Annotated in this window: 10 protein-coding genes; all 10 read left to right on the forward strand. The window is 55.8% G+C overall.

All coding sequences use genetic code 11. The features are described 5' to 3' along the window. The first annotated feature begins 484 nt into the window (after positions 1–484). The 10 genes from AC1D75_RS07870 (at position 485) to AC1D75_RS07915 (ending at position 12,622) form a co-directional block, all read left to right on the forward strand. Positions 485–1,990: a sugar transferase gene (locus tag AC1D75_RS07870; protein WP_495514718.1), complete on the forward strand. Its 1,506-nt coding sequence runs from the start codon at positions 485–487 to the stop codon at positions 1,988–1,990. 229 nt (positions 1,991–2,219) lie between these two features. After that, a complete protein-coding gene (locus AC1D75_RS07875; RefSeq protein WP_495516009.1) occupies positions 2,220–3,560 on the forward strand; it encodes a UDP-glucose dehydrogenase family protein in 1,341 nt (446 codons plus the stop codon). A 24-nt stretch (positions 3,561–3,584) separates the two neighbouring features. After that, positions 3,585–4,067, forward strand: a complete 483-nt coding sequence (locus AC1D75_RS07880) for an LbetaH domain-containing protein (protein ID WP_495514719.1) — start codon at positions 3,585–3,587, stop codon at positions 4,065–4,067. Between the two features lie 1,135 nt (positions 4,068–5,202). Next, positions 5,203–6,303, forward strand: coding sequence for a glycosyltransferase (locus tag AC1D75_RS07885; RefSeq protein WP_495516010.1), 1,101 nt, complete (start codon positions 5,203–5,205; stop codon positions 6,301–6,303). Continuing rightward, positions 6,300–7,259, forward strand: coding sequence for a GDP-mannose 4,6-dehydratase (locus AC1D75_RS07890; RefSeq protein ID WP_495514720.1), 960 nt, complete (start codon positions 6,300–6,302; stop codon positions 7,257–7,259). Before AC1D75_RS07885 ends, AC1D75_RS07890 begins: the two co-directional genes overlap by 4 nt. Before the next feature lie 29 nt (positions 7,260–7,288). Continuing rightward, positions 7,289–8,767: an O-antigen polymerase gene (locus AC1D75_RS07895; RefSeq protein ID WP_495514721.1), complete on the forward strand. Its 1,479-nt coding sequence runs from the start codon at positions 7,289–7,291 to the stop codon at positions 8,765–8,767. Then, positions 8,764–10,029 carry a glycosyltransferase family 4 protein gene (locus tag AC1D75_RS07900; protein WP_495514722.1) on the forward strand — a complete coding sequence of 422 codons (1,266 nt, stop codon included), beginning with the start codon at positions 8,764–8,766 and terminating at the stop codon, positions 10,027–10,029. Before AC1D75_RS07895 ends, AC1D75_RS07900 begins: the two co-directional genes overlap by 4 nt. Positions 10,030–10,127: 98 nt before the next feature. Then, the gene (locus AC1D75_RS07905; protein WP_495514723.1) at positions 10,128–10,565 is read left to right on the forward strand and encodes a DapH/DapD/GlmU-related protein; all 438 of its coding nucleotides are present in this window, start codon (positions 10,128–10,130) and stop codon (positions 10,563–10,565) included. A 58-nt stretch (positions 10,566–10,623) separates the two neighbouring features. Beyond that, positions 10,624–11,664: a GDP-mannose 4,6-dehydratase gene (gene gmd, locus AC1D75_RS07910; RefSeq protein WP_495514724.1), complete on the forward strand. Its 1,041-nt coding sequence runs from the start codon at positions 10,624–10,626 to the stop codon at positions 11,662–11,664. Beyond that, entirely contained in the window at positions 11,654–12,622 is a 969-nt protein-coding gene (locus tag AC1D75_RS07915; protein ID WP_495514725.1) for a GDP-L-fucose synthase family protein, read from the forward strand. The genes gmd and AC1D75_RS07915 overlap by 11 nt, the downstream gene beginning before the upstream one ends. Positions 12,623–12,753 lie beyond the last annotated feature (131 nt).

Below are 12,753 nucleotides of genomic sequence, written 5' to 3' on the forward strand. Positions count from 1 at the left end.
TTGACGCTCAATTAACATGCTGTCTATTATTACCTCAATGCTCGGTTGTGAGTGATTTGGGACACTGGGGGATGACGGCCCCGGCGTTTGTGGTCCACGTCAAACTGGTCCGTTAGCGTCGCGTCTGCATGGGTGAAACGCCAGGCGACGGGGGCCTGATGCTCGGACGCGGCCACTATGGGTGACGTGCACCACAGGTCCGCAATTAGCGACCGCTAGCGACGAAATTTGCTATGCCACGCACAAATTGTCGATTTGAATCCGACATATGTATCCGTGGCGTCGTTTAACGAACCCCGTAAGCGTCGGCCGACGGTACGCACGAACGAAGTTCGTACAGTAACGTTCGTATCACGCAATGGTGCGCAGAGGTTGCGAGCGTTTGGATGAACCCAGTGGCAACCAATCAAGAACCGACAATTTATTGCAGGATATTCGGCACCGACGGTTGTCGGGGGCATAAGCAGCGCCGGGGAAGGCTAGGATGTCGAGACGTGAAAGCTCGGTGACAACCGTATGGTCTGAGAGCGATACAGGCGGGGCGCGTCTGCGGCCCGTTGTCAAAGCGCGCGAAGATCGTTGGGCCAGTAAGTATGTCGGACGGATCCGATGGACGGACGCGATCATCGTGGCAGCCGCCGTCCTGGTTGCCCATCAAATCAGATTCGGCAGCACGGAAACTCTCGCGGCGAGTACCACGCTGAAATCAACGATTCTGACGCTTTGTCTTTTTTTAGCATGGATTTTCGCGCTACGTGCGACCCAAAGCGGCGATCGTCGCATAGTGGGAGACGGCCCGACAGAGTACAGCCGAGTTCTCAACGCTTGTTTCATTGTGTTCGGCTTGTTGGCCATCGTCGATCTAACGTTCAAATTGAATCTCGCGCGAGGATTCGTCGCTATTGCGTTGCCACTGGGCACCATTAGTTTGCTCGTGTCCCGATGGGCTTGGCGAAAGGGCCTGCATCGAAGCAGGTTGCGACGCCGAAATCTGAGCCAGGTGCTCGTAGTTGGAAGTCATTCCTCGGCGGACTCTCTTATCACCCACTTGAATCGCAACCCGGGGCTAGGTTACGAGGTGGTTGGCCTGTGTGTTCCGCCCGGAGCCGAACACCGGTCACTCACCGTAGAGGGGCTGAGCATTCCAGTGTTTGGAAACTTCAGGGATGCGCGCGATGCGGTTGCGCTATGCGGGGCAACCACCGTGGCGGTGACATCCGCAGAGGCGTTGGGACATTCGGCGATGCGGGAGCTTTCTTGGGAGCTTGAGGGCATGAACGTCGACATGTTGGTTTCCCCCGGGGTCATGGATGTCGCCGGGCCGCGCGTGATGGTTCGGCCGGTCGCCGGACTGCCCCTGCTCCATATCGACAAGCCGCGATACGATGGTGCAAACCGATTCCTGAAAGCCGCCTTTGACCGGGTCGGAGCGCTCACGCTCGTAATTGCCCTGGGCCCCGTCCTGCTCGGTTGTGCGATCGCGGTAAAGCTCGGTTCAAAGGGGCCGATATTCTATCGGGCTGAACGCATTGGCTTGGGCAATAAACCATTCGATATGTGGAAATTTCGTACCATGGTAGACGGTGCTGACAAGCAGAAGGCCGCGTTGATCCAAAGGAATGAGGGATCAGGTGTGCTTTTCAAACTCCGTGACGATCCCCGTGTGACCCCGATCGGCAAGTTCCTGCGGCGCTATAGCCTGGATGAGCTTCCGCAATTATTCAATGTCGTCGGTGGCTCGATGAGTTTGGTCGGTCCCCGGCCACCGCTGCGGGATGAGGTCGAGAAATACTCTGGCATCGTGACACGGCGCATGCTGGTCAGGCCTGGGATGACTGGGCTTTGGCAAGTCTCTGGCCGCTCAGACCTGTCGTGGGAGGAATCTGTTCGGCTCGACCTTTCGTACGTTGAAAACTGGTCGGTGATGCAGGACGCGATGATCTTGTGGCGAACGCTTCGGGCAGTCACTCGGAGCGAGGGTGCATATTGATGCACGAACCCAGAGGTGACCAGGATATTGCCGGGCCTGGGCTCCCGAGGCTTGAATGCGTGCCTTCGAGGAACTCGTAAGGCGCACATTCGACCACAGTGCGAATCTATGTGCGTGGCGGATGCTTTAATGCTGGCTCTTCATCCCTGCGCGTCCTTGGCGCGTTGCTTCGAGTGCGCACAGTGCAGCATAAACAGATGTAAGACTTCGGAAAATGAGGGAAACCAAAATGAAGATGACTGTCCTAGGTACCGGTTATCTCGGCGCAACACACGCTGCTTGTATGGCGGAACTGGGCCACGAGGTCTTGGGCGTAGACATTGACCCATCTAAAATAGCGAAGCTACAGGTCGGCGAGGTGCCGTTCTACGAGCCCGGTTTGCAAGAGGTGCTGAAAAGGAACATAGACGCGGGAAGGTTGCAGTTTTCAGCGTCGTATGAGGATGCCGCAAAGTTCGCGGATGTGCATTTTCTCGCGGTAGGGACCCCACAGAAGAAGGGGGAGTACGCCGCGGATCTGAGCTACGTCGAGTCTGTAGTGGAGAGGCTGGGCCCGCTGCTAGTTCGCGACGCAGTCATATTCGGGAAATCCACGGTGCCCGTTGGTACAGCTGAGCACATCTCGAACCGCATTCGTGCAATCGTTCCGGAAGACGTGAGCGTTGAAGTCGCCTGGAATCCCGAGTTTCTTCGGGAGGGACATGCGGTGGAGGACACCCTCAAACCGGACCGTTTGGTGTTGGGAGTCGATGATCTGCGAAGCCAAACACGGGCTGAGGAAATCGCACGAGAGATCTACGAGGTTCCTTTGTCTTCTGGCACGCCCTTTGTTGTAACCAACTTGGCGACCGCTGAGCTAGTGAAGGTCTCTGCCAACGCTTTTCTTGCTACCAAGATCTCCTTCATCAACGCTATTGCAGAGGTGTGCGAAGCGGCTGGTGCGGACGTCACCGAGTTGGCTGATGCTATCGGCCACGACGACCGAATTGGCCGGAAGTTCCTCAACGCGGGTATCGGCTTCGGAGGCGGATGCCTACCAAAGGACATCAGAGCATTCATGGCGCGCGCGGGGGAGCTCGGGGCTGATCAGGCCCTGACATTCCTCCGAGAGGTCGACACGATAAACATGCGTCGCCGCCTAGATCTCGTAGACGTCACAAAGCGAATGCTGGGCGGGACCGTGCTCGGTACCCGAGTGGCCGTTCTCGGTGCCGCGTTCAAGCCTGATTCAGACGACGTCAGGGACTCCCCGGCGCTGAATATCGCCGGTCAGATACAACTCCAGGGAGCCTCGGTAAGCGTGTATGACCCCAAGGCAATGGATAACTCCCGCAAGCAGTATCCGACGCTCAATTACGCAACTTCGATGATCGAGGCCTGTTCTGGCGCCGACATGGTGTTGGTTCTCACTGAGTGGGCGGAGTTTCGCCGGATGGATCCCTCCTTGGTCGCCAAAGCAGTTAGATCACAGAACATCATCGATGGACGGAACTGTCTCGACCCGGAGACATGGCGAGAGGCGGGTTGGAACTACTTCGCGACTGGAAGAAGACAACGAGCGAAAGCGTGACGGACCATGCTGCGAGAGGCCTCAATGACTACAAGCGACGTGCTCAGACACGCGCGGGGCGACTATTTGCTCCTCGCAGCATTGAGTGGACGTAAAGAAAAGCCCTACTGGATTGCGCGTTGGGCGCTGTCCCCTTCACTGAGGGCGGCGACGTTATTTCGCCTCGCAGCGAACTCGCGCGGCATTATGCACATATTTTGGCGTGGCCGACTCTTATCCAGGTACGGCTGTGATGTCTCTTCGGGAGTCGTTTTTCGAGGCGCGCTGTGCCTGCCCCACCCAGTCGGCATAGTAATCGGAACAGGTGTCGAAGTCGGCCGGGATGTCGTTGTTTACCAAAATGTCACGTTCGGCCGTGATGGAAAAAATGGTTATCCCACAATCGGTGATGGTGCGAAAATTTACGCTGGTGCGGTAGTGGCCGGCGAGGTACTGATCGGCCCCGAGACGAGCGTCTCTGCCAATTCCCTGATCACCCCGCAGAAAGTGGAAACGGCAAGAGCATAATGCTGAAGAAATTCGAAGGAACGTCGCGTATCGGCTCCTCGGCTTACGCAGCGTTGAACCTGCTGCTAAGCGCAGGGCTATTAGCTGCGCCTGAGCTGTTCGGGTCCGACCGCTCAACGACGATCGCCGTCGCGGTCGGACTCGCTTCGTTACAAGCGGGTCAAGCTGCGGCTGTACAGACTGAGCACCGCAACAACGTGTCCCGATACCTTGGAGCGTTCGTTGTAGCTGTCTTAGCCATTGCTGGTGCCATAGGAGCGGTGCGTGCGGGGGACTCGCAGGCCATTCAAGTAGTTGCAGTGATATTCCTCGGTTTAGCGGGCGCCTTGACGGGTGTCGTGACTGGCGGGCACGCTTCTGCGCTCATATCGGCTGGCCGCCGAGTCGCGTATCAACAGTTTATTCTGGTTCGAAACCTTCTTTGGCTCTTGATTCTGGTCATCATGGGGGCGTACGAGGCAAATATGGCCGTTTTCTCCCTCCCAGTCGCTTGGACAGTATTTCTGTTGGTTCCGTATGGCAGAAGCAGATCCGGATCGTCGTGGCTCGCACTTGGGCTTGGTACCGGCTCTGCGATGTTGTATCGCAACGATGTGAACATCGTTCGGGGTATGACGCCTGTTGCGGACTTTCAGCTCTGGCACTTCTATCTCATAGTCTATGTATTGGTCCAGGCTTTGTTGGGCTTCTTGATAATCAACGAAATCTTTACTCGGAGACGCGAAATAAGGAATCGAGTTTCGATTAAACAGAGGTGTATTCTACTCGCTAGCTGTTTGACCTTGTCATTCGTTGGGGCGGTACTCACCAGTGTTGGCTCAAGTGGGCTGCTACTGATATCGACCCTGGTGGTCCTGTTGGCATTGGGTATCGTGGTTGCGGCTCAGGCGGCTTTGATACACGTCTTCGCGGCAAGTGTGTGTGTCTACACCGCGGGGATTGTCGGAGCACTGTCCTTAATCGGTTTGGCTTTTGCCGGCGTTTCACCGGCGGTCGGATTTCTAGTGGAATTGTCGTTGAGTGGAACTATTGCGGGGGCAAGTTCGCTCCTGGTAACTAGATCCCGCCGGCGAACGCCGGAAAACAGTCCTGTAACGAATGGAGTAGTGGCTTGAGGATTTTGCATCTGGTTCCCTTGGTAAGCGACAAGGCTGAGTATGGAGGCCCAGTTCGTGGGACTGCGCGCCAATGTGTTGCCTTAGAGGAAAACGGTAACAACTGCCATATTCTGGGTTTGTGGCGTGGTGACGGCGAGACTCCGACTCACGTACTCGGTGTTGGTGCAACTTTGTTTCCTTTCAAGAGGCTTCCCGGCCACCGATTCGCGACCGCCTATAGTAGGGAAGCGCTACAGTGGCTTCGCGCGCACGCTGGTGAATATGACTGTGTGCATATGCACGCGGGTCGCGATCTTTGGATGCTCATCGCGGCGCGTATAGCTGCCAAACAGGGTGTGCCGGTTGTATGGCAGACGCACGGGATGTTAGCGCCACGTCAAGGCCTGGTTTACCGAATTTATGACACGGTGTTGACAAGGCCAGCTATATCGAGCACACAGTCGATGTTGTACCTGACCCCCTACGAAGAGCGAGATCTCGTCGCGGTAGGTCCACCAGTACGCACGCACCATGTAGTTAATGGCGTCGACTCAGTTGCTGTTGGAGGCCACAAGTCATATCCGGTCGATCAAAGTGGTCTGCGATTGGTTTTCATTTCCAGGCTCCATCCACGTAAGCGGCTGACCCATCTGGTTGAAGCTGTATCAAGGATGCGTCAGGAGGGCTACGAAGTTACGCTGGACATTTTCGGCCCGGATGAAGGTGCGTTGCCGGAGGCACAGGAGATGATCAAGAACCTTCATTTGACAGAGTGTGTGAGATACGTCGGGGCGCTGCACTACTCAGAGGTACGAAATATACTGACCCAGTATGACGTAATGGTACTCCCGTCAATTGACGAACCTTTTCCCAACATCGTTCTTGAGAGTCTCGCGGGGGGCACCCCCGTGGTCATCACGACGAGTTGTGGTCTGGCGCCGTACGTGTCCGAGGCAGATGCTGGAGGCGTTGTCCAGCCAAACTTGAACAGCCTTCTCGATAAACTGCGGGACTTTTGCCAGAACCCCCATCTACTTCCGAAGTATGAGCAGAATGGAATCGATCTAGTGAACGAGAAGTTTACGATGGCGAGCGTCGCTCGCGCGCTGGAGAACGTTTACCAAGGTGCAGCTCAGTGAGCTCGAAAATTGTAACGGGTTGTGCTGGCTTCGTAGGCTCTACTCTTGCGCAAAGGCTTCTGGACGAGGGCGAAGAAGTTGTTGGCGTGGATTGTCTAACTGACTACTATGACCCCCTGCGGAAGCGCGCAAACCTCGAGATACTCCGAGCCTACGAGCGGTTCCATTTCATAGAAGCCGACTTGCGTACGGATATAGACACGCTTGGCTCTGCCTTAGACGGATGCGACACGATCTTTCACCAGGCTGGCCAGCCTGGTGTGCGCAGTTCCTGGAGCAGTGGATTTAAGGAATACGTGGAGTGCAACGTGCTCGCAACCCAGAGGTTGCTCGAGGCGGTCCGCGAGCGCGATGGCGCGAAGTTTGTATACGCTTCAAGCTCAAGCGTGTACGGAAATGCGAAGGTCTGGCCATGCACCGAGCAAACTGTTCCACGACCGTATTCGCCATACGGCGTGACTAAACTCTCGGCCGAACACTTGGTGAGTCTCTACGCCGAGAACTTTAATATGGCAACCGTGTCGCTACGATATTTCACCGTCTACGGACCTCGACAGCGTCCGGACATGGCGTTTACCAAATTCATTGAGGCGGCCCTAAGTGGTGAGCCTCTAACGCTTTACGGAGACGGCACGCAGGTTCGAGATTTCACGTACGTCGATGATATTGTCAGCGCGAACATATTGGCTGCGGGATCGACTTGTACGGGTCAGGTTTACAACCTGTCCGGGGCGAGCCACGCCACGGTAAATGACGTGTTGGCGATCCTGCAGGAGATCCACGGTGATCCGATCGAGATAAAGCGCATCGCGGTTCAGGACGGTGATGTGCGCCGAACGGATGGCGATAGTTCGCTGGTACGCAGCGAGTTGGGGTGGCGACCTACGGTAGATCTCCGCGAGGGGCTCGAGCGGCAGTATGCCTGGTTGCTAGCACGGGGCCGAGCGGGCACATGACTGCCGTTAGTGCTCGTGCGAGCACCTTCATGAAGCCCAACGGACAGTTGACAAGACCGTCGCCCGTCTTGGGAGTCTTGTTCTTCGTTGTGCTCGCGCTACTGCTTCCGGTCTGGCTTACGTCGTTAGTCCCCCGAAGCCAGAACCTCGATCTAGTTGCTCTGACACTCCAGTACTTGATCGTACTGTATTCCGGTTACCGGCTCAGTGTGATTGCTTCCTGGGGTAGGCCGGACTGGGTTTCGTTGATGGTCTTCGGATACTCCTACACATGGCTCGGCGTTGCTCCACTGTTGCAGTATGTGGCCGGGCGGAATCCGCTGAAGACGATTCTCGACGACGACGTCGCCGTCACACAGTCCGTGATCGTCCTCATCGGATTCCTTGCATACGATTTCGGGCTCGGCCGAAACATGCACACTCGGGGCAAAAACCATGCGCTCGGATCGAAGTTGCCATCCACGCGGCTCGTGGACCCACGCCGCGTGGCGATGTTGGGCATTGCCGCGGTATTGCTGACGCCGTTGTTCGTCTACTATCTCGGCGGAATTGATGTTCTGTTCACCAGCCGGCAGGCGAGAAGTGAGTTCCTATTCAATGGTGGCTACTACAGCAGCAGCTCAAAGGCTTCGGGCGCCATCCTGACGAGCGTCACTTCAGTTATCCCGTTTGTCGCACTATATGCGGTGGTCTATCTGCTGTTAAACCGCCGGGAGTTGCGTCGGAGTCTGTACTGGATGACTCTGCTCGCAATGTTGGTTGGATCGAATGTGTTGCTCAATAATCCGATCTCCTCCTCGAGGTTCTGGTTTCTGGTTATCGCGTTGAGTCTTCTCTTTCTTCTACCGTGGAGCCGAACCCGGAATGGAGTCAGATGGTTAATAGCTGGATTCGTCTCAGCGAGCATTTTTCTATTCCCGTATTTGGACGCTTTTAGGTACACGGGGAGCCGCTTGAAGCAGGCCGATAGCGGAGTGGCGGGAACTTTACTTACAAAAACGGATTATGATTCGATGTCCCAGATTGGGAACCTCGTCACGTATGTAGGAGAACGAGGCTACTCTTTCGGGGACAATCTGCTGGGTTCCGTATTCTTTATGATCCCGAGATCGGTTTGGCCGAGTAAGCCGATGGACACCGGATCTGTGGTTGCAGAGTTCATTAAGTACCGAAACTCGAACCTATCGGCTCCACTGTGGAGCGAACTATACATGTCGTTTGGATTCATCGGCGTCGGCGTCGGCTTCTATCTAGTCGGAAGGCTATATCGACAGATTTCCATATATCAGCTTCGGGAAGACGCTGGCGCTGGCCGGGCCTCCGAACTTAACGCGATCGTATTCATGCTTATACCGGTTTCGGTCTATCTGGTCTTGATCTTGCGCGGTTCCTTATTGCAGGCTATGTCGCGACTATTCGTCCTTCTGTTCGTCTTGTTCTTGTGTACGGCAGGTGTGCATGGGAAGTCGTATATGAAAGCCGCCTCCCAAAGAAGGGTCTCTCCGTGAATAAGCCGGGAGTTTTGATTGTAGGCCTCAATTATTGGCCGGAGCCGACAGGAATCGCGCCCTATACTGCAGGTCTTGCGGAGGCATTGGCGAATGAAGGGTATCCGGTTGATGTTGTCACTAGCTACCCGCATTATCCGACGTGGAGCGTGTCTGCAGAAGGTCGTCAATACCCGCGCTCGGCAGTAGTCGATGGAGTGCGAGTCAGGCGTATGCGGCACTACATCCCAAGGCGCCCGCGGGTTCTGAACCGCGCAGTGATGGAAATTGCATTTGGTGTCCGCGCGGTGTTTTCGAGGTGGGGGGACTCGAGCGTCATCATCTGTGTCTCGCCCTCACTAATGGCGACGGCACTTGTTCTGTTGCGAGTCTCGCTATCAGCTCGGGATCGAAAGTCGGTAGTGTGGGTGCAGGACATCTACGGTTTAGGGATTTCCGAGACTGGTGGTGCTGGGAAGTTTGTTGCGAGTGTACTTGCACGGTTGGAATCGTCGGTTCTGCGTCGCGCTGACTTCGTCTGCGCAATACACGAAAGATTTGAAAAGACGATTACTTCTATGGGCGTCTCCGGCGGTCGCATCAAGATCGTCCGAAACTGGAATCACACCGTCAGAGCTGAAGAAGGTGTCATTGGCGATTATTCAAAGTCGGATCCGAGAAAGCAACTTGGTTGGGCTCTGGACAGGACGATAGTAGTCCACGCTGGCAATATGGGTGCCAAGCAAGGGTTGGAGAACGTGATAGATGCAGCTCGACTATCCGACTCAGCGGGAGGGTCAATACACTTTTATCTGGTGGGTGACGGTAATAGGAGAGATGAATTGGAACAGTATGCTGAGGGCGTCAATTCTGTGACCTTTGTGGATCCGTTGCCGGATACGCATTTTGCTCTCGCGTTGCAAGCCGCGGATTTTCTGCTTGTCAACGAGAAGTCGGGCGTCGTTGAAATGGCTGTGCCGAGTAAGTTGACGACGTACTTCGCGGCGAACCGTCCGGTAATCGCCTGCACTGATCCGCGTAGTACGACTGCTGAGGTTGTGACGAACTCAGGAGGCGGCGTGGTGGTGAATCCCGGTTCTCCAGCCGAACTCGTTGCGATGATCGGTGAATTGAGTGGTACTCCCGAACGGATGCGCCAACTCGGACGGCACGGACAGAAATACTGTGCCGAGTTCTATTCGCAGGGCAAGAGTCTTTCAGCGTTCATTGAACTCTTGGAAGGAATGGCGCCGGTTGGCGAGAGAGTGCCTGGGGCGGCATGAGTGTCGACAGGGGCGCTTGCAATGGGACTCGTGACCTAGCAGGGTTCACGGGTGCCGGTTATGACAAGGGTCGCCCGGCTGTGGTTCAGGTTCTTTGGATGGCGGTTTCCGGCCTTGTGTTCTGTCGCTGGTGGTGTCCCAATCTACTCAGGGTTTATATCCTGCGGGTGTTTGGAGCGGTGATAGGGGAGGGTGTGATTATTCGCTACAATTGCCGGATCCATTGGCCCTGGAAATTGGCAGTGGGTGCCAATAGTTGGCTGGGGGAGGGTTCCTACATACTCAATCTCGAGCCTGTGACGATCGGAAGAAATGTCTGCGTTTCTCAACAGGCACTGTTGTGCACGGGTAGCCATGATCGAAAGTCCCCGACCTTTGAGTTTGATAATGCGCCGATCACTGTAGGCGATGGAGCGTGGATAGCTGCGCGGGCGATTGTCTTGCGCGGTGTTGAAATTGGCGCCGGAGCGACTGTCGGCGCGGGTGCGGTCGTATATCGAAATGTAGAAGCCGGAAAAATCGTCGTTGCAAACTGAAGCGCCGGGGTCACAACGATGTGAGCTGGCGCAACTACAAAGCTCTTTGGAGAAAGTTATGAAACGAGCACTAATCACCGGGATTACGGGCCAGGATGGCTCATACCTGGCGGAGTTGCTGCTGAAGAAGGGGTACGAGGTGCACGGACTGATTCGGCGCTCGTCTTCTTTCAATACCGCCAGGATTGATCATCTATATGTAGACCCTCACGATCCCAATGCGCGACTGTTCCTGCATTTCGGCGACCTGAGTGACGGTGCGCGACTGGTCACTCTCCTATCGAAAATTGCGCCCGACGAGGTTTACAACCTAGCAGCGCAGTCCCACGTACGCGTGAGCTTTGACGAACCCGAGCATACGGGTGACACGACGGGCATTGGTTCGATCCGACTGCTTGAAGCGGTGAGGGTAGCTGGAGTCAATTGCCGTTTTTATCAGGCATCGAGTTCCGAGATGTTTGGCGCTTCCCCCCCGCCGCAGAACGAGGACACGCTCTTCTACCCGCGGTCGCCTTATGGCGCGGCGAAAGTATACGCATACTGGGTGACGCGGAACTATCGTGAGGCTTATGGACTGTTCGCTGTCAACGGAATTTTGTTCAACCATGAGTCTCCTAGGCGAGGGGAAACGTTTGTCACTCGAAAGATCACACGCGCGGTGGCGCGTATCAAAGCCGGCATGGAACAGCACGTTTATATGGGGAATCTCGACGCGGTTCGCGATTGGGGTTACGCGCCTGAATATGTCGAAGGCATGTGGCGGATGCTTCAGGTCGACGAGCCGGACGATTATGTGTTGGCTACGGGTGGAAACTACACAGTCCGTGATTTCTTGCAGACAGCCTTCGAGCACGTAGGACTGGATTGGCAAGAGCACGTCCGCTTCGATGACCGGTATCTGAGGCCTACCGAAGTGGACGCGTTGATTGGTGATGCAGGAAAGGCTGAGTCCCAACTCGGCTGGAAGGCGACGGTTCATACCCCGGAACTTGCCCGCATCATGGTTGATGCCGATATCCGTGCACTCGAGTGCGAGGGCAAGCCGTGGATCGATACGCCGTCTGTTCCCGCGTGGCAGGGTATTGACAATGAGCGGTGACTTCGAGCCGTCCGTTATCGACCGGACGGCGAAGGTCTATATCGCTGGTCACCGGGGACTCGTGGGCTCTGCGCTGTGGCGGCGATTTACGGTGAGCGGCTTTCGGAATTTGGTCGGAAGAACTAGTGGCGAACTGGATCTGAAAGACCGTGGCGCGGTCTTTGACTTCTTCGCGCAGGAACAGCCTGACGTTGTGATCCTTGCAGCGGCGAAGGTGGGCGGTATTCATGCCAACAACACCTACCCGGTCGACTTTCTGTCGGAGAATCTGCAAATCCAGGTCAACGTGTTGGACGCTGCGCTAAGGAACCGTGTCGAGCGTCTTCTATTCCTGGGTTCGACGTGTATTTACCCCAAGTTTGCGCCGCAACCGATTACAGAGGACTCACTACTCACCGGTGCCCTCGAGCCGACGAATGACGCTTATGCGATAGCGAAGATCGCTGGGATCCTACAGGTGCAGGCAGTGCGCCGTCAGTACGGACTGCCGTGGATATCAGCTATGCCCACGAATCTCTACGGGCCTGGCGACAATTTTTCGGAGACGAATTCGCATGTGTTGCCAGCGATGATCCGTCGTTACGATGACGCAACGCGAGAGAGCGCCCCCTTCGTTACCAATTGGGGTTCCGGTACGCCGAAGCGAGAGTTCCTTCACGTTGACGACATGGCGTCTGCTTGCCTGCACCTGCTCGAGCACTTCGACGGTCCGCAGCAGGTGAACGTGGGTACAGGTGAGGACCAGACGATCGAGGAAATTGCGTTGACTGTCGCCGATGTCGTCGGATTCGTCGGTGAGACACGTTGGGATACCAGCAAGCCTGACGGCACCCCACGCAAGCTCATCGATATCACCACCCTACTCGGTAGTGGTTGGAAGCCTCAGATTTCATTGCGGGATGGTCTGGCCGACACTGTGGCGTGGTACCGCGATAATCATGATTCGCTGCGCAGATAGGGGTGACCTTGTCTACGGCCCAAACGGCGGTATTCGACCCGCTAGTGCATAATCAGGCAATCGAAGCATCTCAGTCGGTGGTCAATCGTACGACTTCGAACGTCTGTAGACGTCAGGTATCTGAGTGGTGG

It is taken from the genome of Williamsia sp. Y712, from assembly GCF_059445525.1.